This is a genomic window from Oxalobacteraceae bacterium OTU3CAMAD1 (assembly GCA_024123915.1).
In the GTDB taxonomy this organism is placed as follows: Bacteria; Pseudomonadota; Gammaproteobacteria; order Burkholderiales; family Burkholderiaceae_D; genus Rugamonas.
In genome coordinates this window covers 2230972-2253028 of the sequence record CP099650.1, presented here as the reverse complement: position 1 = coordinate 2253028, position 22057 = coordinate 2230972, and the positions used below count along the sequence as shown (strand labels likewise).

The window sequence follows — 22057 nt, the reverse complement described above, 5'->3', positions numbered from 1 at the left end:
TGCTGATTGCAATTGTCATGGTCCGGCCGCCTTTTCAAGTTCGCGCACCAGCCTGGCGACGCGATCCGACAGTTTTTCGGTACTGAGCTTTTCGCGGAAGCGCTCGACCATCAGCGCGAAGCCGAACGGCGTCGCCCGCTTGGTTCCATGATAACTGACTTGACGCGTTTGCAACGCCTCTAATGTAACGCGCAGGCGGTTCAATTCCAGTTCCTGCTCGAGCACCTCGCGCTGGGCCTGGGTGAGTAGCAAATTGCCAGCGTCGTGCTGGGTGAACACCGCATAGAACAGCGACGACGACGCCTGCAACTGGCGCGCGCTTTTGGGCTGTCCGGGATAGCCCTGGAACACCAGCCCGGCGATGCGGGCGATCTCGCGGAAGCGCCGCTGCGACAGCTCGGTCGCGTTCAGGCTGGCCAGCACGTCCTCCAGCAAATGGTCGGTGCTGAACAGGCCGACGCGCGCCCCATCGCCCGGACCGATCAGCGCCTCCCAGTCGATCTCCTGCGGCGCCAGCAGCTCGAAGCCGTAGTCGTTGACGGCGATCGAGAACGTCACCGGCGTCACCCGGCCGACCCGCCACGCCAGCAAGGACGCCAAGCCGATGTGCACCGAGCGCCCGGCGAACGGGAACATGAACAGGTGGCGGCCCTCGCGGCTCTGCATGCTCTCGACCACGGTGGTGTCCGGCGTCGGCAGCGCCGACCAGCGCCGCTGGATTTCCAGCAGCGGCTTGATCGCCTGCATCTCCGGTCCCTCGTAGCGGTCCAGGGTGGCGAGCCGCAATTGCTCCAGCGCCGCGTGCGCCAGCTCCGACGACATCGGCATCTTGCCGCCCTGCCAGCGCGGCACCGCGCCTTTCTTGACGCCGGTGGCGCGCCGCACGTAGGCGGTCATTTCGTGCAGGCGGACGAATTCCAGGATGCGGCCGCCGAACAGGAAATGGTCGCCCTTGCGCAGGCGCGAAATGAACGATTCCTCGACGCTGCCGATGCGCCCGCCGCTGAGGTATTTGACCTGCAGCGAACTGTCGGACACGATGGTGCCGATGCCCATGCGGTGGCGCCGTCCCAGCGCCACATCCGGCACGCGGTAGACGCCCTCCTCGTCCGGCAGCACGCGCCGGTATTCCGGATACACGGCCAGGGTCTGGCCGCCGCGCGCGACAAAGTCGAGCGCCCACTGCCATTCCTCCGGGCCCAGGTTGCGGTACGACCAGGCGGTGCGCACCTCCGCATACAGCGCCTCGGAACGGAAGCCGCCGCCCAGCGCCATCGTCACCAGATGCTGCACCAGCACGTCGAGCGGCTTGTCGGGCACCGGCCGCGCCTCGATGTCGCGCGCGGCCACCGCCTGCCGGGCGCCGGCCGCCTCCAGCAGTTCCATGCTTTGCGTCGGCACCAGGGTCAGGCGCGAGATCCTGCCCGGCGCGTGGCCGCTGCGGCCGGCCCGCTGCAGCAGCCGCGCGATGCCCTTGGCGCTGCCGATCTGCAGCACGCGCTCGACCGGCAGGAAGTCCACGCCCAGGTCCAGGCTGGAGGTGCAGATGACCGCTTTCAACTGTCCTTGTTTCAAGCCCTGCTCGACCCAGTCGCGCACCTCCTTGTCGAGCGAGCCGTGGTGCAACGCGATCAGCCCGGCCCAGTCGGGGCGCGCTTCCAGCATGTGCTGGTACCACAGCTCCGCCTGCGAACGCGTGTTGGTGAACACCAAGGTGGTGGCGTGCTTTTCGATCTCCGCGATGACCGGCCCGAGCATCTGGATGCCCAGGTGGCCGCCCCACGGAAAACGCGACGGGTTGGCCGGGATCAGGGTGTCGACCTGGATCTCCTTGGCCACGTGGCCTTCGACGGTCACGCCGTCCGGCATCAGCGCCTGCTTGGCCTGCTCGAGGTTGCCCAGCGTGGCCGACAGGCCCCACACCAGCAGCGCCGGATTCCACATGCGCAAGCGCGCCAGCGCCAGCTGCGTCTGCACGCCGCGCTTGTTGCCCATCAGCTCATGCCATTCGTCGATGATGATCATGTCGAGCTGGGCGAACTGGGTGGCCGCCTCCGCCTTGCTCAGCAGCAGGGTCAGGCTTTCGGGCGTGGTGATCAGCGTGTCGGGCAGCTTCTTGTTTTGGCGGGCGCGCTGGGCGGAACTGGTGTCGCCGGTGCGCGCCTCGATTTGCCAGGCGCTTTTGCCGCCGGTCGCCAGTCCCTCCATGGCCTCGAGCGACTCCTGCAGCGCCCGCAAGGTGTCGGCGGCCAGCGCCCGCATCGGCGTGATCCACAGCACCTTCAGACCCGCCCTGGGTTTCGCCACTGCCGCCGCGCGCTGCAAGGCGGCAAACCACACGGCGTAGGTCTTGCCGGCGCCGGTGCTGGCGTGCAGCAGCCCCGAGTGGCCGGCCGCCGCCGCCGCCCACACCTCGCGCTGGAACGGGAACACGCTCCAGCCGCGCGCGGCGAACCAGGCCTTCGTTTGCGTGACCGCCGCCGTGGTCTTGAGCTTCGCTGGCAAGGGGCCGGGCGGCCCGCTCATGACGTCGCCAGCAGGCTTTTCAGCGTATCGAGCGTGTCCGCTTCGTCGATCGATTTATCGTCGCGCTGGCGCAGGATGCGGGGAAAGCGCACGGCGATGCCGGACTTGTGGCGCGGCGAGCTGGCGATGCCCTCGAAGCCGATCTCGAACACCATGCTGGGCGTGACGCTGCGCACCGGCCCGAATTTTTCCACCGTGGTCTTGCGGATGGCCTGGTCCACCTTGGCGATCTCGGCGTCGGTCAACCCCGAGTAGGCCTTGGCGAACGGCACCAGCTTGCGCTCGCCGCCGTCTTCCTTCTCCCACACGGCGAAGGTGTAGTCGGTGTACAGCGACGCCCGCCGCCCATGGCCGCTCTGCGCGTAGATCAGCACCGCGTCGACGCTGTACGGGTCGATCTTCCACTTCCACCACGTGCCGACGTTCTTGGTGCGGCCGACGCCATACCTGGCGTCGTTCGCCTTGAGCATCATGCCCTCGACGCCGCGCTCGCGCGACTCCTCGCGGATTTGCGCCAGGTGCTCCCAGCTGTCGGCGACGATCAGCGGCGACAGGCGCAGCTGCGGCGCCGCCTGCTGCGCGCGCAGCATGTTCACCAGTTGTTCGAGCATGCGCCGCCGTTCCGACTGCGGCAGCTCGCGCAGGTCGCGGCCGTCCATCTCCAGCAGGTCGTACGCCACCAGCACGGCCGGCATTTCGCCCAGCAGACGCGCCGACACCTGCTTGCGGCCCATGCGTTTTTGCAGATCGGCGAACGGCGCCGGCGCGTTGCCGCCGTGCCAGATCAAAATCTCGCCGTCGATCACCACGCCGTCCGGCAGGCGCAGCGCCGCCAGTTCCGGGAAGCGCTCGGTGATCAAATCCTCGCCGCGCGACCACAGCCAGTTCTGGCCTTCGCGGCTGACCAGCTGCGCGCGCATGCCGTCGTATTTCCATTCGACCTGCCAGTCCGACAGTTCCCCCAGCGAGGCCGGTTCGCGGTCCAGCAGCGCGTGCGCCAGGAAGAAGGGATACGGCTGGCCGCCGCGCTGGGCGTGCTCCTCCGGCGTATGGGCGGCGATCAGTTGCAGGAAACCGGCCGCCGTCGGACTGACGCTGCCGTCGGTCCAGCCCATCAGGCGCTGCGCGATCAGCTTGCTGTCGAGGTTGGCGATGGCGCTGAGCGCGCGCGTCACCAGCAGCCGCGACACGCCGACGCGGAAGCCCCCGCCGATCAGCTTGGTCAGCAGGAAGCGCTCGCGGGTGTCGAGCTGGTCCCAGTACAGCAGCAGCGCCGACCGCACCGCCTCCGGCGCGGCGCCGCGCAAGGGCGCGATGCCCAGCTCGATCCAGTCGGCCAGGCCGATGTCGCTCGGCTGGCTGGGCGGCGGCAGGATGTGGGCGATGGTCTCGGCCAGGTCGCCGACCGCGTGGTAGCACTCGTCGAACAGCCAGTCGTCCAGGCCCGAGTATTCGATGGCGAACTGGCGCAGCAGCTTGGTCGGCACCGCCTGGCGCGGCTTGCCGCCGGCCAGGAAGTACACCGCCCACGCCGCATCCTGCGGCGCCGCGCTGCTGAAGTAGGCTTGCAGCGCCGCCAGCTTGCGGCTGGTGGAGGTCGTTTCGTCGAGTTCCGCGTAAAGGCGGGCGAAATCACGCATCGGCGGCTCCTTCCGTTTCGGTGGCGCGGCCGGCCGCCGCTGTCGCCACGGGGTCCGCCGCAACGCCTGCGGCGGCGACCTCGTCGGCCTCGTCGTCGCCGTACTCGGTGTCGAAGCCGCTGGCCTGCAAGCCCTGCTGCTGCAACCAGCGCACCAGCACCGGGATCGAGCCGTGGGTGACGATCACGCGCTCGGCGCCGGTGGCGGTGATCGCCTGCATCAGCCCCGGCCAGTCGGCGTGGTCGGACAGCACGAAGCCGCGATCGACGCCGCGCCGGCGGCGCGCGCCGCGCAACTGCATCCAGCCGCTGGCGAAGGCGTCGCTGAAGTCGCCGAAGCGCTTGATCCATGGCGAACCGGCGGCCGACGGCGGCGCGATGACCATGGCGCGGCCGATGTCCTGCTTGTCGACCTCGCCCACCATGACGGTCGGCGGCAGCCACACGCCGTCGTCGCGGTAGACCTGGTTCAGCGTCTGCACCGCGCCGTGGCAGATGATCGGGCCGATGTCCGGGTCCAGGCCGCTCAGGATGCGCTGCGCCTTGCCGAAGCTGTAGCACTGCATGACGCTGGCGCGCCCCTGCTCGGCGTTGGAGCGCCACCAGTCGTTGATGTCGTCATACACCTCCTGCTGCGGCTGCCATTGGTAGATCGGCAGGCCGAAGGTCGATTCGGTGATGAAGGTATCGCAGCGCACCGGCTCGAACGGCGTGCAGGTGCTGTCCGCCTCGACCTTGTAGTCGCCGGACGCCACCCACACCTGGCCTTGGTACTCCATGCGCACCTGTGCCGAACCCAGCACGTGACCGGCCGGGTGCAGCGAGATCGTCACGCCGTTGTGCACCACCCGCTCGCCATAGGCCAGGCCCTCGATGTGGATCGGTCCCAGGCGCGACTTGACCACGTTCACACCGGTCTCGGCCGTCAGATAGTGCTGATGGCCGCCCCGCGCGTGATCGCCGTGGGCGTGCGTAATCACGGCGCGTTCCACCGGCCGCCAGGGGTCGATGTAGAACTGGCCGGGCACGCAGTACAGGCCTTCCTTGCGGACGACCACCAGGTCGGATGGAGTCGATGGGGGTGTGGACATGAACAGCTTTCAGAAAACGGCTTTTAGCCACGATAGCCGATTCTGTCGCCCGTCATATGCCTCCGTCTGTCAGGCAGCGCACCTTCATCAGGGATCGACGAACTCCGCCATGAAGCTGTTGTTATCGTCTTCCTGGCCGTTGATGACGACGTGTTCGTCACCTATCATCAGCATGGCGGCGAGGTCGAGGCCTCTTACAGTTGGGCTTGGCTGTGCAGGCCCGCCCTCGCTGCCGGTGTGTCGTTGTTCTTGTTCTTGCTTATCATTATTTTTTGGCTTGCCCTGACGCTGTGAGTCGGCGTTCTTTTTTCTGGTCGACATAAATTTTCCGTTTGGATTGGTCAAAGACGCGTCCCATACAAGTCGTGACGCACTGCGACAAGAGTAGCCTGCATGGCAGGCGCGCGCCATCGGAGACTGCCTACATTTACCGTAGGAGGGACGTGGGCCCAGTCAGGCGTTCACGCAGCCAGGCCAGCGCCAGCTGGGCCGGCGGGCAGCCCTTGGCGCGCGCGATGCGCTGCACAATATCGGCCATGCGCCGGTTAGTTTGGAGATTCTCATCGGCAAAGCGGGGGACTTAATCTCCTTGCCGCTGCACGTCAGGCACGCTTGGGCTACCATAGCGGCTTGGCCGAAGCCCACCCGCGCTTCGCGTACCCTCAATCGACAAAATTGATTAATAGATATTAAGAATATTATGACCTTTACCCTCAGCGACACCGCCTACAGCACCGACACCCCGGAAGCCAAGCTCGCCATGTTCGACGACCTGCGCTCGCAATTGACGGGCCTGGTGCACGGCGAGAGCGACTTGATCGCCAACACCGCCAACTTCAGCTCGCTGGTGTTCAACAGCATGCCGGGCTTGAACTGGGCCGGGTTCTACTTCCTCAAGGGCGACGAACTGGTGCTCGGACCGTTCCAGGGCAAGCCGGCCTGCATCCGCATCAAGAAGGGCCGCGGGGTGTGCGGCACCACGGTGGTGGAGGGTAAATCGATTGTCGTCCCGGATGTGCATGCGTTCCCGGGACATATCGCCTGCGATGTGAATTCGCGTTCCGAGCTGGTGGTGCCGGTGCGCGGCGCCAACGGCGAAATCGTCGGCGTGTTCGATCTGGACAGCCCGCTGCCGAACCGTTTCGATCAGACCGATGCCGATGGCATCGAGGCGCTGGTCAAGGTGCTGGAAGCGACGCTGGTGGCTGCGTAATCCCGCGCCATGGCGGTGGAAAAACCTCGGGCACACGTAGGGCGGATTAGCGAAGCGTAATCGGCCATGCATGCGTCGCGGCGGCGCATACAATGGTGGATTACGGCGTTCCGCCTAATCCCCCCTACGTGTCTCCGTGGCGATGCATGCTTAGCTGGCCGGCTCGGGCCAGCAACAACGTCCGCTCGCGCTCGTTCTGCGTCAATTGCGCGGCGCGCTCCAGCTCCGCCCTGGCCTCCTCGTTGCGCCCCAGCTTGGCGAGAAAATCCCCCCGCACGCTCGGCAGCAGATGGTAGTTCTTCAGCGCCGCCACGTCCAGCAAGCCGTCCACCACCTCCAGCCCCGCCTCCGGCCCGAACGCCATCGACACCGCCACCGCCCGGTTAAGCTCGACCACCGGCGACGGCGCCAGCTGCGACAACGCGTCGTACAGCGCGGCGATCCGTCCCCAGTCCGTATCCGACGCCAGCCGCGCCCGCGCATGACAGGCGGCGATCGCGGCCTGCACGCCATACGGCCCCAGTCCCCGGCCGGTGCGCTCGGCCCGCGCCAGCGCCGACAAACCGCGCCGTATTAACAACTGGTCCCAGCGCGAACGATCCTGCTCCAGCAACAGGATCGGCTCGCCACCCGGCCCCACCCTTGCGCGGGCGCGCGACGACTGGATCTCCATCAGCGCCACCAGCCCGTGCACCTCGGGCTCCTGCGGCGCCAGCTCGGCCAGGATGCGCCCCAGCCGCAGCGCCTCCTCGCACAACGCCGGCCGCATCCAGTCGGCGCCGGCGCTGGCCGAATAGCCCTCGTTATAAATCAGATAGACCACCTGAAGCACCGACGCCAGCCGCTCGACGAGCTCGTGCGCGCGCGGCGCCTCGAACGGCACCTTGGCCTCGGCCAGGGTGCGCTTGGCGCGCACGATGCGCTGCGCCACCGTCGATTCCGGCACCAGGAAGGCGCGGGCGATCTCCTCGGTGCTCAGGCCGCCCAGCAGGCGCAACGTCAGCGCCACCCGGCCGTCGGTCGGCAGCACCGGATGGCAGGCCACGAACACCAGCCGCAGCAAATCGTCGCCGATATCGTTTTCCAGCGCGTCGGCCACCGCCACCTCCAGGTCCGGCGCGGCGTCCTGCAACATGCCCTCGATCTCGTAGCTGAGCGCCGCTTCCTTCTCCTGATGCAGCTGGCGCCGCCGCAGCACGTCCAGCGCGCGGTTCTTGGCGACCGTGGTCAGCCAGGCGGCCGGCTGCTCGGGCACGCCGGTTTCGGGCCAGCGCTCCAGCGCCAGCACCAGCGCGTCCTGCGCCAGTTCCTCGGCCTGGCCGACATCGCGCAGCATGCGCGCCAGCACAGCGATGATCTTGGCGGATTCCATCCGCCACACCGCCTCGACGATCCGGGCGACGTCAGAGGCCACGGTTCTTCTTGCCGAAGGCGCCGCGCAGGCCCGCTTCCAGCAGTTCGGCGCGCAGGCGCTCTTCGGCAGCGCGCATCTCCGGGGTGAATTCCTGGTGCTCGATGCGCTCGCACGCCTCGCGTATCTCCAGGGTCAGGTCGCCCCGGTGCGGATACGGATAGGCCTTGGCCCAGGCGATGGCCTGCTCGAGCGTGGCCGCCTGCACCATCCAGTAGCCGGCGATCAGTTCCTTCACTTCCGTGAAGGGCCCGTCGACCACCGTGGTCTTCGAATTGGCGAAATGCACGCGCGCGCCGGTGCCGGTGCCGCGCAGGCCGGCGCCGGCCAGCAGCACGCGCTCGCGCACGGCCGCCTCGTTGCTCTCGTTCATACGGTCGATGACTTCCGGCGGCGGCGCCAGGTCGGCCTCCGCCTCGACGTCCGAGCGCAGGAACACGACGAAGCGCTTGAGCGCGACGTCGCGCTGTGGCATGTTGCCCAGCACCGTGCCGCGCTCGTCGATGCTGTGGCAGCCACCGACGCAACCGGGATCGCGGATTTCATAGACCGCGCCGCTGTCGAACAGCGGCCACCAGCGCACCTGTTCGATGACGTCCTCGCGCGAGGCCGCCTCGACCAGGGTGAAGCCGGCGACCAGCTCCTTCGGCGAAAACGGGCCGGTGCTCTGCAACCACTCGCCGTCACGGCGCGTCAGGCGCACCGCCTCGGTGCTGGGACGCAGGAAAACGCCCGGCTCGAGCGCCGGCGGCTGTTCGCCCCGCTCCGTGCTCTGGTTTGCGCGGCGCAGTACCATGAATTCCATTGATTGCTCCTGAAAAAGATTTAGCGTAAAGGTAGCAGCTTCACAAGCGTGCGCGCAAGGCCTCTTCCTGCGCCACGACCTCGGGCGTGGCGGCGTCGCCGAAATCCTCCAGCTCGAACACCTGGCGGATCTCGATCTCGGACGGGCCGTCGGACGGATTCGGGCAACGCTTCATCCATTCGATGGCCTCCTCCTTCGACTTGACCTGGATCAGCCAGAAGCCGGCCACCAGCTCCCGGGTCTCGGGGAACGGGCCGTCGATGACGGTGCGCTGTGTGCCCTCATAGCGGATGCGCGCACCCTTGGAACTGGGTTGCAGGCCCTCGCCGGCCAGCAGCACGCCGGCGTTGACCAGTTCCTCGTTGAACTTGCCCATGGCCGTCAGCAATTCGGTGCTCGGCATCTTGCCCGCTTCCGAGTCCTCGGTGGCTTTGACGATGATCATGAATCTCATGATTGTGGCCCGCAGTTGGCTTGGTCGGGCTGCATCTCGTTCATCGCCGCCATCATCTCTTCCTGCGTCATGTCCTTGACATGGGTGGCGATCGACCAGTTGTGGCCGAACGGATCGACGACCTGGCCGTAGCGGTCGCCCCAGAATTGGTCTTCCAGCGGCATGCGCACGGTGGCGCCGGCGGCGAGCGCCTGTTCGAACACCCGGTCCACGTCCGGCACGTACAGGTGGATGGTCACGGGGCTGCCGTTGAGCTTTCTGGGGCCGACGCTGCCATAGTCGGGAAACTCGTCGACCAGCATCACGGTCGAATCGCCGATGCGCACTTCGGCGTGCATGATCTTGCCGTCCGGCGTCTGCATGCGTCCGCCTTCCACAGCGCCGAAGGCTTTCTTATAGAATTCGATGGCTTCGGCCGCGCCGTCGCACACCAGATGCGGGGTGACCGAGTGCATGTGCTTGGGGATGGGTTCTACTTGTGCAGTCATGGTGATCTCCTAAGTGGTTGAACCGAGTGAGACATCCCACTCTACCTCCACGACGAAGCAGCACAAACCAAATCGACAGCTTTTTTTAAATATTTTGAGTTTTTTCAAACGACAGGTAAAAAACCGTCTCGGCGCCCGGCACACTGTCGACCCTGATCTTGCCATCATGCAATTCCATGATGGCGCGCACGATGGACAGGCCCAGGCCCGCCGAGTGCGCGTGGTCCGAGCGGGCCGGATCGGCCCGGTAGTAACGGTCGAAGATGTGCGGCAAGTGTTCGGCGGCGATGCCGGGACCGGTGTTGCTGACGGCCAATTCGACGCCGTCGGCCGTTTCGCGCGCCGACATGGCCACCTGGCCGCCGGCCGGCGTGTGGCGGATCGCGTTCGACACCAGGTTGCCCACCGCGCGCTGCAGCAGCACCGGATCGACGTCGATCCGCAGCGGCGGTGCGTCGACCGTCAGCCGCACGCCGACATCGTCGGCGAGGATCTCGAAATAGTCGTGGATGCGTTGCAGCTCGGCGCTCAGATCGACCGATTCGCGCCGCAAGCCCAGCTGGGCGTTGTCCACCCGCGCCAGGAACAGCGTGTTCTCGATCATGCGCGCCAGCCGCTCGTACTCCTCGGAGTTGGAGGCCAGCAGCGCCTGGTACTCCTGCACCGTGCGCGGGCGCGACAGCGCCACCTGGGTCTCCATCATCAAGGTGTTGACCGGCGTGCGCAGGTCGTGCGCGAGGTCGGCGGCAAAGCCCGACAGGCGCTGCACGCCATCCTCCAGCCGGTCGAGCATGGCGTTGAAGGCCTGGCCCATCTCGCGCAGCTCGACCGGCGCGTCCTCCACCGACAGCCGCGTGTTCAGGCGGCTGGTGTTGATGTCGTTGGCCTTGCCGATGACCGAGCGCAGGCGCCGCATGCTGTGGCGCACGATGGCGTAGCCGAACAAGGCGGCCAGGGTGGCGCCCACGCACAAGGCGACGAACAGGTCGACCGCGTAGTTGCGCATGATGCGCAGCCGGTCCGAGCGCTCGCGCGCCAGCGTGATCTGCACCGGCAGGCCGTCCGCGCCCACCAGCCCGACCGCGCTGACCATCCGGCCGGTGCCCATGGCCGGCGTCCAGTCGTGCACGTCGGCCAGCGTCAGCGCCTGCCGTGGCGGCACGCGCGCCACCTGCGGCAGCGGCCGCGAGGTGAGCGAGGTGCGCAGCAGCGGCGCGCCGTCCAGGCCTTTGACGCTGAGCATGAAGTCGTCATGGCCGAACAGCGCGTCCGTCAGCGGACGGGGATTTTGCACGATCGCCTGGGGCGACGGCAGCTCGGCCAGGATGCGGCGGATCTGCGCCACCTTGCCGATCAACTCGATGTCGTCGCGCTCGGCCATCTGGCTGGCCAGGGTCTGGTACAGATAGGCGCCGACGGCGAGGAAGGTCGCCACCGCCACCGCCGACAGCAGCAGCGCCACCCGCAGGGTCAGCGAGAGCGGACGCGGCCTGCGCGCCTTGGCGGTCGGCGTGGCCGGCGCCACCGTCACGCGCGCTCCTCGACCAGGTAGCCGATGCCGCGCACCGTCTGGATCAGCTTGAGCGGATACGGATCGTCGATCTTGGCGCGCAGGCGGCGGATGGCGACATCGACGACGTTGGTGTCGGAATCGAAGTTCATGTCCCACACCATCGACGCGATTTGCGTACGCGACAGCACCTCGCCCTGGCGCTTGGCCAGCAGGTGCAGCAGCGCGAACTCCTTGGCCGTCAGCTCGATGCGCTGGGCCTGGCGCGTGACGCGGCGGCGCAGCACGTCGATCTCCAGATCGGCCACGCGCAGCACGTCGGCCTCGCGCACCGGACCGCGCCGCATCAAGGTCTTGATGCGGGCCAGCAGCTCGGCGAAGGCGAACGGCTTGACCAGATAGTCGTCGGCGCCCAGCTCCAGCCCCTTGACCCGGTCGGCCACATCGTCGCGCGCGGTCAGGAACAGCACCGGCGTGTGCTTGCGCTCGCGCAGCTTGGACAGCACCGACCAGCCGTCCATTTGCGGCAGCATCACGTCCAGCACGATCAGGTCGTAGTCGTGCTCCAGCGCCAGCGCCAGGCCGTCGACGCCGTTGCGCGCCAGGTCCGCCACGTAGCCGGACTCGCGCAAGCCCTTGACCAGGTAATCGCCCGCCTTGGGCTCGTCTTCCACCACCAGTATTTTCATGCTGTCCATTGTCCCGGGTTTGAGGGCCGTTGTGGATTACAAATCCGTCATTCGACCGTCAAGGATACAGGATGGCCGGCGCGCGCCTCATCTGGCCGAACTGGCCGAACTGGTCGAGCGGGCCGCTTCCAGGATCAGGTTGGCCACTTCGTCCGGGTGCGAGAGCATCGCCACGTGGCTCGATTCGAGCTCGATGGTCTTGGCGCCCATGCGCTTGGCGACAAAGCGCTCCAGCTCCGGTGACGTGGTGCGGTCGTTGGTCGACACGGCGTAGTAGGTCGGCTTGACCTTCCAGGCCGCCTGGGTGGTGCGGCTGCCGAACAGGGTTTGCGCCACCCGTCCCTGGGAGGCATACAGCACGCGCGCCCGGGCCGGGTCGATATCGCCGGCGAAGTCGCGCACGAAGGCTTCTTCGCTCAATTGCGCGAAGCCGTCGGCGGTCTTGACCAGGCCGGCGGCGGCCGGCGGCGTCGGGAACTTGGCCGCCAGCGCGCCGTAGTCCTCGCCGGCATCTGGCGCGCGCGCGGCCAGGTAGACCAGCGCGGCGACCTTTTCGTCGGTGCCGGTCTCGCTGATCACGGTGCCGGCCCACGAGTGGCCCACCAGGATGGTCGGGCCGTCCTGCTGCGCCAGCGCGCGGCGCGTGGCGGCGGCGTCGTCGGCCAGCGACGTCAGGGGGTTCTGCACCGACGTCACGTGCATGCCGGCCTGCTGCAAGCGCGCGATGACATCGTTCCACCCCGAGCCGTCGGCGTAGGCGCCGTGCACCAGCACGACGTTGCGGACAACCGGGGCGGCGGTGGACGACGCTGCGGCCGCGTGGCCGGCGGCCAGCGCGGAAGCCAGGCCAAAGGCGGCGATGGCGGCTAAAGAACGGTTTTTCATGACGGGCTCCATACAAGTTAAAAACCCAGTATAGAAACCGCACCATGACTTGAAGATGACGCCAGGATTACAAACTGATTACAGTTCGCCCCCCGTCGCACGTCCCCCTCACACCGCCGCCGTCCGGCCCTCACATCGGCGCCGCCTCCTGCCGGTGGCGGGTGGCGCCATTCAACCCCATCGGCGACGACATGCTGGCCCGCTCGGCCAGGTCGTTGACGGCGGCGACGATCTCGTCCTGCGCCAGATGCTGCACCATGTGGCCGAAGTCGGGAAGCAAGGTCAGCTCGCTGTGCGGCACGTCCTTGTGCAGCCGCGCCGTATGGCTCTCCGGATCGATCACGCGGTCGTTCTTGCCCGCCATCAGCAGCAGCGGCATTTGCAGCTCGCCGTAGCGTTTCTCCAGCGCGGCGGCCGCCTCCACCATCAATCCGGCCTCGTCGGCGGTGGCGCGCACCTGGCCGGGACGCAGCAGCATCCACGGGTCCTCGCGCCGGAAGGTTTCGGTGACCTCGTGCGGACTGAACATGCCCTTGGCGGCCAACGGCCAAGCCAGCCTGCCCAACAGCGGCGACACGGTAAAGCGCATCAGGTCGCCGATCACCGGGATTGCCGGCAGCGCCGCGACCGGCACATCGAGCCGCGCGCTGGGATAGTAATAGCCAGCCAGCAGCAACAGCCCGCGGACCTTGTCCGGCGCCTGCAGCGCCATGTGCACCGCCACCAGCGTGCCCCACGAGTGTGCCAGCACCAGGTATTCATCCGCGCCAAGGTGGCGCAAGGCCAGGTGCATCAGGCGCGCCTGCGCCTCCGGGGTCCAACTGGTACCGCGCGGCCGGTCGCTGTAGCCGAAGCCGGGGCGGTCGATCGCGATGACGCGGAACGAACGTGACAATTGCTCCATCAACCCATTGGCGCGGAAATCGTCGGCCGTCACGACAGTGCCGTGCAACAGCAGCAGCACCGGTCCTTCGCCTTGTTCGATGTAATGCAGGCGCACGCCTTCGACCTCGATAAAGCGGCCGGCCGGCGGATTGTCGCGCTCGGCCTTGGCGGTGCGGTTGCGCACGGTCAGCCAGGAGGCGGCAAGGGTTGCCAAAGTTACGACCGCAGCCGCCCGCCAGCGCGGCCTGCCGGTGCGGGGAAAACGGCGTCTTTCAAGCGTCATATTTCGCATCGCATTCTCCATATAAATTCATGAGACACAATCATCAGACACCCGCGCGAAGTGGGGAGTTCCCAGTTTACAGCGACGCCGGCGCCACGTCCACGAACCCTGGCGTGAGCGCGAACACCCCGGCGATGTGGTCGATGAAAACGCTGGCGCGCAGCGGCAGCAGGCGCGCCGCCGAGTAGACGGCGTTGACCGGCGAGAACGTCGGGGCGTGCCCGGCCAAGACGTCGACCAGTGCCCCGGAGCGCAGGTGGCGGTCCACCATCCACCTCGGCAGGTAGCCGATGCCGAGGCCGTCGAGCGCCGCGCGGCGCACACACTCCAGACTGTTGACCCGCAGCCGCCCGCGCACGTGGACCTCGCCGTCGCTTAACCGCCACGCGCCGCTCCCCCCCAACAAAGTGTAGACAATGCACTGGTACCGCGCCAGGTCAGCCGTGGTTGCCGGCATACCGTGGCGCGCCACGTAGCCGGCGCTGGCGACGCACAAGCGCTCCGAATTGCCCAGGCGGCGGGCGCGCAGGGCGCTGTCCTTGAGTTCACCGCCCCGGATGGCCACGTCGACGCCCCCGGCCACCAGATCGACATAGGCGTCGTCCATGCGCAGATCGAGTTCGATGTCGGGGTAGCGTTCCAGGAAGGCGGGCAAGGTGCCGGTGATGATTTCCGTGCCCAGCGCGGGCGCGCAAGACACGCGCAGCAAGCCACGCGGATTATGCTGTCCCAGCACGTCGGCCTCCGCCTGGGAAATCAGGTCGAGCGCCTGGCGCGCCTGCGCGTAATAGCGCTGCCCCTCCGGCGTGACCACCAGCTGGCGCGTCGAACGGTGCAGCAGCAATGCCCCCAGATCGGCCTCCAGCGCGGCGATATGGCGGCTGACGTTCGGCTGGCCGATGTCGAGCTCGCGCGCGACGGCGGAAAAGCTGCCGGTCTCGACCACCCGCACAAAACAGCGCATCCATAGCAATTTATTCATTCCCAGATCCAAGCTCATCGTTATATGCGATTAAAGCATAAATCATATGCGTCCAGCCTGTCTTATCGCGGGGATGTTTCGGCCGCACACTGCTTCCATGGTCTTTCGGACCGAACCCAACGCAAAGGAAAACATCATGTCCCAGAAACTCGAAGGAAAAGTAGCAGTGGTTACCGGCGGCACCAGCGGCATCGGCCTGGCCGTCGCCAAGCGTTTCGCCAACGAGGGCGCGCGCGTCTACATCACAGGGCGCCGCCAGCCGGAACTGGACGCGGCGGTCGAAGCGATCGGCGCGGCCGCGATCGGCGCGCGCGTCGATTCGGCCGACGCGGCGCAGTTGACGGCGCTGTTCGACCGCGTCAAGGCCGAACAGGGCAAGCTCGACGTGCTGGTGGCCAACGCCGGCGGCGGCTCGATGCTGCCGCTCGGCCAGATCACCGAGGAACACTTCGACGACACCTTCAACCGCAACGTCAAAGGCACCTTGTTCACGGTGCAGGCGGCGCTGCCGCTGCTGGGCCAGGGCGCGTCGGTGATACTGACCGGCTCGACCGCCGCCAGCACCGGCACCGAGGCGTTCAGCGTCTACGCGGCGTCGAAGGCGGCGGTGCGCTCGTTCGCCCGCAACTGGATCCTCGACTTGAAGGGACGCGGCATCCGGGTCAACACGATCAGCCCCGGTCCGATCAAAACGCCCGGGCTGGTGGAACTGGCCGGGCCGGACGCCGCCCAACAGCAAGGCCTGCTCGACTACTTCGCCACGCAGATTCCGATGGGGCGCGTCGGCGAGCCCGACGAGATCGCCAAGGCGGCGGTCTTCCTGGCCTCGGACGACGCCAGCTTCGTCAACGGCATCGAGCTGTTCGTCGATGGCGGCCTGGCGCAAATCTAGAGGCCCGTCACACCTCCAGCGGCCGCGGCTCGCCCAGCATGAAACCCTGGGCGTAGTCGACGCCGATCTCGGTCAGCTTGGCCAGCGTGTCCTGGTCATTGACGAACTCGGCGATGGTGCGCCGGCCCATGATGTGGCTGATGTCGTTGGTGAAGCGCACCATCTCGAAGTCCACCGTGCTGCTGGTCATCAACTGGATGAACGAGCCGTCGATCTTGACGTAGTTGACCGGCAACTGCTTGAGGTAGGCGAACGACGCCATGCCGGTGCCGAAATCGTCGAGCGCGAAGCGGCAGCCCAGCTGCTGCAGCGCCAGCACGAACGACAGCGTGTTCTGCAGGTTGGCAAAGGCGCCGGTCTCGGTGATCTCGAAGCACAGCTTGTCGGCCGGCACCGCCACCGCCTGGATGCGTCCGGCCGCGTACTGCTGGAAACCCGGATCGGCCAGCGCCCGCTGCGACAGGTTGATGGTGCACAGTTCAAGCCGGTCGACGTGTCCGGGATGACCCTCCAGCCAGGCGAGGCTGCGGTCCAGCACCCAGCGGTCGACCTCCTGCATGATGTCGTAGCGCTCGGCGGCGGGCAGGAAGCTGGTCGGCCCGACCGGCCCGGCGCTGCCGTCCTTCATGCGCAGCAGTATCTCGTAGTGCAGGCCGCCGTTGCCGGCGCCGCCGAGCGCGCGGATCGGCTGGTAGTACAGTTGCAAATCGTCGTTGCGGAAGGCGTCGCCGAGCCGCTTGACCCAGTACATGTCGTTGCGCCGCTGCGCGATCTCGGCGCCGCCGCGCTGTTGCAGGAACACCCGGTTGCGTCCGCTCTCCTTGGCGATGTAGCAGGCGTGGTCGGCCTGGCGCAGCGCCTCCTCCATCGTCGTTGTGCCGCCGTCGAGCGGCGTCAGGCCGATGCTCACGCCCAGCCGGAACACCTGGTTGTTGCAAATGTAGCGGAAGTTGCGCGTGGTCTCGAGCAGCTTGTTGGCCACCACCTTGGCCTCGTCCACCGTGCAGTGCTCGACGATCAGCGCGAACTCGTCGCCGCCGATGCGCGCCAAGGTGTCGCGCTCGCGCACATGGGTACCGTAGGCCACGGACAGCTGGCGCAGCAGGTCGTCGCCGGCCGCGTGGCCGCAGGTGTCGTTGACGATCTTGAACTGGTCCAGGTCCAGGTACAGCAGCGCGCTGTCGCTCACGCCCGCCTTCGCGGTGCGGTCGAGCGCGCGCTGCAAGCGCACGCCGAACTCGCGCCGGTTCACCAGCCCGGTCAGCACGTCGTGGCTGGCCTGGTAGCTCAGGTTCTTGAGCAGCCCGCGCGACTCGGTGACATCGTTGAGCACCAGCACGGCGCCGCCGGTGCGGTTGTCCGGCAATTGCAGCGGCGCGGCCGCGTATTCGATCGTATGCCGGTTGCCGTTGCGCGACTGCAGCACCGCCGGCGCGGCCGACGTCACCGGCCGGTTCTCGCGCATGCAGCGCAGCACCGGCTCCATGGCCGGCGTGGTACCCGCCCCGGGCTGGGCCGGATCGACCGGATCGGCCGCCGGCTCCTGGTCCAATTGCAGTATCTGGTCGAGCGACAGGCCGCAAGCCTGCTGCTGGCTCCAGCCGGTCAGCCGTTCGGCGGCCGTGTTCATGCTGTCGATCCGGCCGTCCAGGCCGGTGGTGATGACGCCGTTGCTGATGGCCCGCAAGGTCACCTCGGCGCGCTCCTTTTCCGCCCGCAACGATTCCTGCGCCCGCTTCAGGTCGTCGATGTCGTTGGCCACGGCGACGGCCATGCGGCGCTCGTCGCCGTCGGCCTGCACCGGCGTCGCGCCGACGCGGAAATAGCGCGGCGCGGCGCCCGGCGGATGGAACACCAGCTCGCGCGCCGGCACCGGCTGTCCGGTGAGGATGGCCTGGGCCAGCGGAAATTCGTGCGCCAGCAGGGGCCGGCCATCGGGATCGCGGACGTCGACGCGCACGTAGTCGTGATAGCTTGCGATCTCGTCGAGCGTGGCGCCGAAGATGCGCCCGGCCTTCAGGTTTTGATACAGCAGCTTGCCCGACGGCACGTCCGCCACGAACACGCCGGACGGCATCTGGTCGATGATGGCGCGAAAGCGCAAGCGCATCACTTGCAGCTCGTTGAGCAGGCGTTCGCGTTCCTCGGCCAGCAGGCGCATATCGTGGATGTCGACGCAGACACCGCTCAGCTCGCCCTGCTCCCCGCTATCGCGGGTCCAGTCCGCGCGCACGAAGAACCAGCGGCAATGGCCGTCCTGGCGGCACAGCCGCACCTCCAGGGTCAGCGGCTGCGCCGGCATGGCCGTCATCATGGTGCGCAACCTGCCGCACACGGCCGGCACGTCCTGTGGGTCGACCAGGGTGCGCCAGTCGCTGGCGTCGGGCTCGGGGCCGCCGGCGTCGTAGCCGAGCAATTGCTTGAGCGCGGGCGACAACTCCAGCCGGCGGCTGGCGGCGTCCCATTTCCAGGTGCCGGCGTTGGCGGCCGTCATGATGCGGCGGTTCTCCTCTTTCTCGTCGAGGCACTGCTCCAGCAGCTTGTGCCGGGTCAGGTCCATCGTGACCTTGGAGAAGCCGACCAGTTGGTCGTGCTCGTCGCGCAGGCCGGTCAAGGCGATGTGCGCCCAGAACAGGCTGCCGTCCTTTTTCCTGCGCCAGGTTTCCTCGCTGTAGAAGCCGTGCTTGGCCGCCTCGCCCAGATTGTGGTCGGCCCAGCCGCGCGCCTTGTCCTCGTCACGGTACAGCAGCGACAGGTGCTGGCCGATCGCCTCGTCGGCGCGGTAGCCTTTCATGACCTCGGCCGCGCGGTTCCAGCTGGTGATGATGCCGCGCGTATCCATCAGGAAGATGGCGCATTCCTTGATCTCCTGCACCATCAGGCAGAACATCTCGGCCGCCTGGTGCGGCAACGGTATCGATTCTTTGGGAGTTTGCGGCATAGGCTGCCCGGCCGGATCGGCGCGGCTCGACAAAATGGTATGGGTATTTTGCCGGATTTTCGCCGCGATGTTTGGTCGCGTTTTCTAACGTGCTGGCTGTTTCGTTGAGGCAAACCACGTAGGGCGGATTAGGCGGAACGCCGTAATCGGCCATGCATGCGTCAACGGGACGCACGCATGGCCGATTACGCTTCGCTAATCCGCCCTACGTGTTTTAGATCGGATCATGCGTGACGGGCCGAAGCCAGGCGCCGCACCACCGCGATCAAACGGTCGATTTCGTCAAACGTGTTGTAGAAGGCCAACGACGGCCGCACTGTCGTTTCCACGCCGAAACGGCGCAGGATCGGCTGCGCGCAGTGGTGCCCGGTGCGCACGGCGATGCCCTCGTCGTTGAGCGCGTGGCCGACCTCCTCCGTCGTGTAGCCGGCCAGCACGAACGACATCACGCTGGCCTTGTCGGCCGCCGTGCCGATCAGGCGCACGCCCTTGATCGCGCCCAGCTCCCGCATGCCGTACACCAGCAGATCGTGCTCGTAGCGGGCGATGTTTTCGATGCCGATGCGCGTTACATAATCGATCGCCGCGCCCAGCCCGACGGCGTCGGCGATGTTGCCCGTGCCGGCTTCGAACTTGTTGGGAATGGGCTGGAACACGGTTTTCTCGAACGTCACGTCGGCGATCATGTTGCCGCCGCCCTGCCATGGCGGCATGTCCTCGAGCACTTCGCGCTTGCCCCACAGCGCGCCGATGCCGGTCGGGCCGAACAGCTTGTGGCCCGAGAAGACGAAGAAGTCGGCGCCGATGTCCTGCACGTCGATGCGCATGTGCGAGACCGATTGCGCGCCGTCAACCAGCGTCCTGGCGCCGGCGCGCTTGGCGAGCTCGACGATTTCCTTGACCGGCGTGACCGTGCCCAGCGCGTTCGACACCTGCGTGACGGCGACGATTTTGGTGCGGTCGTTGAGCAGTTTGCGGTACTCGTCGAGCAACACCTGGCCTGTGTCGTCGACCGGGATCACGCGCAGGCGCGCGCCCTTGGCGGCGGCCAGCTGCTGCCAAGGCACGATGTTGGCGTGGTGCTCGAGGTTGGAGACGATGATCTCGTCGCCCTCGCCCACGTGTTGCCCGCCCCAGCTTTTGGCCACCAGGTTGATGGCCTCGGTGGTGCCGCGCACGAAGATGACCTCGTTGACGTCGGGCGCGTTGAGGAAGCGCCGCACCCGCTCGCGGGCGCCCTCGTAGGCGTCGGTCGCGCGGGCGGCGAGCTCATGCGCGGCACGGTGGATGTTCGAGTTCTCGTGCGCGTAGAAATACGCGATGCGGTCGATCACCGACTGCGGCTTGTGGGTGGTGGCGGCGTTGTCGAACCACACCAGTTGGCGGCCGTTGACCTTTTCCTGAAGGATCGGAAAATCGCGCCGCACGGCGTGCACGTCGAACGGCGGATGGCGATCGCCGCCGGCCAGCGGCGCGATGCCGTGCGGCGCCGGCTTGGCCGGGGTGACGTAGCCGCTCGGCAGCACCACCGCGTCGACGAAGTAATACTGCGGCGCCGACGATGGCGATGGCGCCGCCGGCGCGGACGCGCCCGGCAAGCCGGTGGCGGGCGGCGACAACGAAGGACTCGCCGGCAGTTGGGGCGACGGGAACGACGGCGCATAGCCCTGCGGCGACGGCGGCGCGCCCTGTGGCAAAGGCGACGACGGTGCGGCGCCCTGCTGCGCCTGCGCGGTGGCGCCCGGCTGGCCGTAGCGCTCGCTCAGAAAATAATACGACGACGCTTCGGCCGGCGTGCCGGCGTTGCCGGCCGCTTCCGGCACGCCGAGCACGGCGCCGCCGTTGCGCGGCTCGTACGCCGGGATCGCGCCGAAGGCCTTGTCGGGCACGCCGTTGCCGGCCTGCGCGGCCGGCAACAACGCCGGCGCGCGATTACCCAGCGACAGCACCTGGGTCGGCGACGCCGGAATCAGGTTGGTGCCGGGAATCTGTCCCTGCGGGATCGGCGTGCCGGGCACGCTGGGACCGAAGCCGGCCGGGCTGACCAATGGCGAACCGGGTGGCGCGATATTGGCCGGCGCCTGCACGCCGGGCACGCTCAATTGCCGGGCGAACGGCGGCGCCGAAAAGAACTCGTTGGCCAGGCGCGCCAGCGCGGCCGGATCGAACGGCGCGCCGGACGGTTCGGGAACGCCGGCGGCGCGGTCCGCCGGCAGGGAGATGGGGGGCGAAAGGAGGCTCACGTCGCGCGCTTACTTGTAGGTGTCCGGATAGTCGTGGTACTTGTTGATCTCGACGTCGTCGAGCACGGCCAGCGCGTCGGAGGTCAGCACCGCAAGCGAGCAGTACAGCGAGATCAGGTACGACGAGATCGCATGGTTGTTGATGCCCATGAAGCGCACCGACAGGCCCGGGCTTTGCTCGCCCGGCAGGCCCGGCTGGAACAGGCCGACCACGCCCTGGCGCTTGTCGCCCACGCGCAGCAGCAGGATCTTGCTCTTGCCATCGGCCACAGGCACCTTGTCCGATGGAATCAGCGGAATGCCGCGCCACGTGATGAACTGCGAACCGAACAGGCTGATGGTCGGCGGCGGCGTGCCGCGGCGGGTCGCCTCGCGGCCGAAGGCGGCGATCGCCAGCGGATGGGTGAGGAAGAAGGCCGGCTCCTTCCAGACCTTGGTCAGCAGCTCGTCGAGGTCGTCCGGCGTCGGCGCGCCCGTCAGCGGGAAGATGCGCTGCTCGTCGGTCACCTGGGCCAGCAGGCCGTAGTCCGGATTGTTGATCAGCTCGCTTTCCTGGTTTTCCTTGATGGTCTCGATCGTCAGGCGCAGTTGCTCCTTGATCTGGTCGTGCGGGCTGCTGTAGAGGTCGGAGACGCGGGTGTGCACGTCGAGCACGGTCGAGACGGCGTTGAGGAAATACTCGCGCGGATTCTCCTCGTAGTCGACATAGGTGCGCGGCAACTGGTTCTCTTGCTCGCGCGCGGTGCAGGTGACCTTGATCGCCTCCGGGTTCTTGACCTTGTTGAGCCGGTAGATGCCCGCCTCGACCGGCACCCATTGCAGCAGGTGCGTCAGCCAGCGCGGGCTGATGGTCTCGAGCTGGGGAACGGTCTTGGTCGCGTTCGCTAATTGCCGTGCTGCGTTATCGCCCAGCGCCGTGGTACCGCCTACAGTTGCCGACATCGTGACTCCATTTCAGTAAGGTGAAAAATCAAATAAGGTTATGCAGAAAATAACCGGGCCAGTATGGCGTTACTGATGAGTCAGCTCAACATGCTATCGCCACCAATCCCACCACCGGGGGTCAGGTCCGACATTCGGACACGGGCTAAACAGCTGGGCTGCCGGGTTCGTGTCCGAA

General features: G+C 67.3%; 18 protein-coding genes. 2 read left to right on the top strand and 16 right to left on the bottom strand.

Features of this window, described 5'->3' with window-relative positions:
- Window positions 1-15: 15 nt before the first annotated feature.
- The 4 genes from NHH88_09640 to NHH88_09625 all read right to left on the bottom strand — a co-directional run bounded on the left by NHH88_09640 (window position 16) and on the right by NHH88_09625 (window position 5577).
- Window positions 16-2526: a ligase-associated DNA damage response DEXH box helicase gene (locus NHH88_09640; GenBank protein ID USX16022.1), complete on the bottom strand. Its 2511-nt coding sequence runs from the start codon at window positions 2524-2526 to the stop codon at window positions 16-18.
- On the bottom strand, window positions 2523-4166 hold the full coding sequence (locus tag NHH88_09635; GenBank protein USX16021.1) for an ATP-dependent DNA ligase: 1644 nt from the start codon (window positions 4164-4166) through the stop codon (window positions 2523-2525). The genes NHH88_09640 and NHH88_09635 overlap by 4 nt, the downstream gene beginning before the upstream one ends.
- Window positions 4159-5256, bottom strand: a complete 1098-nt coding sequence (locus NHH88_09630; GenBank protein USX16020.1) for a ligase-associated DNA damage response exonuclease — start codon at window positions 5254-5256, stop codon at window positions 4159-4161. Before NHH88_09630 ends, NHH88_09635 begins: the two co-directional genes overlap by 8 nt.
- Before the next feature lie 87 nt (window positions 5257-5343).
- Entirely contained in the window at window positions 5344-5577 is a 234-nt protein-coding gene (locus NHH88_09625) for a hypothetical protein (GenBank protein USX16019.1), read from the bottom strand.
- A gap of 379 nt (window positions 5578-5956) precedes the next feature.
- Between NHH88_09625 and NHH88_09620 the strand changes: the two genes are divergently transcribed.
- Window positions 5957-6469, top strand: a complete 513-nt coding sequence (locus NHH88_09620; protein USX16018.1) for a GAF domain-containing protein — start codon at window positions 5957-5959, stop codon at window positions 6467-6469.
- A 124-nt stretch (window positions 6470-6593) separates the two neighbouring features.
- Here NHH88_09620 and NHH88_09615 read toward each other — a convergent pair whose 3' ends face one another.
- The 9 genes from NHH88_09615 to NHH88_09575 form a co-directional block, all read right to left on the bottom strand.
- Window positions 6594-7841, bottom strand: a complete 1248-nt coding sequence (locus tag NHH88_09615) for an RNA polymerase sigma factor (protein ID USX17306.1) — start codon at window positions 7839-7841, stop codon at window positions 6594-6596.
- 31 nt (window positions 7842-7872) lie between these two features.
- Window positions 7873-8685: a YciI family protein gene (locus tag NHH88_09610; GenBank protein ID USX16017.1), complete on the bottom strand. Its 813-nt coding sequence runs from the start codon at window positions 8683-8685 to the stop codon at window positions 7873-7875.
- A 40-nt stretch (window positions 8686-8725) separates the two neighbouring features.
- Window positions 8726-9139 carry a YciI family protein gene (locus tag NHH88_09605; GenBank protein ID USX16016.1) on the bottom strand — a complete coding sequence of 138 codons (414 nt, stop codon included), beginning with the start codon at window positions 9137-9139 and terminating at the stop codon, window positions 8726-8728.
- Window positions 9136-9627 (bottom strand): VOC family protein, encoded by a 492-nt coding sequence (locus NHH88_09600; protein ID USX16015.1) that lies wholly within the window; start codon window positions 9625-9627, stop codon window positions 9136-9138. Before NHH88_09600 ends, NHH88_09605 begins: the two co-directional genes overlap by 4 nt.
- 85 nt (window positions 9628-9712) lie before the next feature.
- The gene (locus NHH88_09595; GenBank protein ID USX16014.1) at window positions 9713-11158 is read right to left on the bottom strand and encodes a heavy metal sensor histidine kinase; all 1446 of its coding nucleotides are present in this window, start codon (window positions 11156-11158) and stop codon (window positions 9713-9715) included.
- Complete coding sequence (locus NHH88_09590; protein ID USX16013.1) at window positions 11155-11826, bottom strand: heavy metal response regulator transcription factor; 672 nt, start codon at window positions 11824-11826, stop codon at window positions 11155-11157. Before NHH88_09590 ends, NHH88_09595 begins: the two co-directional genes overlap by 4 nt.
- Window positions 11827-11913: 87 nt before the next feature.
- Entirely contained in the window at window positions 11914-12711 is a 798-nt protein-coding gene (locus NHH88_09585) for an alpha/beta hydrolase (GenBank protein USX16012.1), read from the bottom strand.
- 130 nt (window positions 12712-12841) lie between these two features.
- Window positions 12842-13810 carry an alpha/beta hydrolase gene (locus NHH88_09580; protein ID USX16011.1) on the bottom strand — a complete coding sequence of 323 codons (969 nt, stop codon included), beginning with the start codon at window positions 13808-13810 and terminating at the stop codon, window positions 12842-12844.
- Window positions 13811-13955: 145 nt separating this feature from the next.
- Complete coding sequence (locus tag NHH88_09575) at window positions 13956-14861, bottom strand: LysR family transcriptional regulator (GenBank protein USX16010.1); 906 nt, start codon at window positions 14859-14861, stop codon at window positions 13956-13958.
- Between the two features lie 136 nt (window positions 14862-14997).
- On the opposite strand from NHH88_09575, the gene NHH88_09570 reads away from it, so the two are divergent.
- Window positions 14998-15753, top strand: a complete 756-nt coding sequence (locus NHH88_09570; protein USX16009.1) for an SDR family oxidoreductase — start codon at window positions 14998-15000, stop codon at window positions 15751-15753.
- 7 nt (window positions 15754-15760) lie between these two features.
- On the opposite strand, the gene NHH88_09565 is transcribed toward NHH88_09570, so the two are convergent.
- The 3 genes from NHH88_09565 to NHH88_09555 form a co-directional block, all read right to left on the bottom strand.
- On the bottom strand, window positions 15761-18694 hold the full coding sequence (locus tag NHH88_09565) for an EAL domain-containing protein (protein ID USX16008.1): 2934 nt from the start codon (window positions 18692-18694) through the stop codon (window positions 15761-15763).
- Window positions 18695-18918: 224 nt separating this feature from the next.
- Window positions 18919-20910, bottom strand: a complete 1992-nt coding sequence (locus NHH88_09560) for a SufS family cysteine desulfurase (protein ID USX17305.1) — start codon at window positions 20908-20910, stop codon at window positions 18919-18921.
- 36 nt (window positions 20911-20946) lie between these two features.
- The gene (locus tag NHH88_09555) at window positions 20947-21879 is read right to left on the bottom strand and encodes a hypothetical protein (protein USX16007.1); all 933 of its coding nucleotides are present in this window, start codon (window positions 21877-21879) and stop codon (window positions 20947-20949) included.
- Between the last annotated feature and the right edge of the window lie 178 nt (window positions 21880-22057).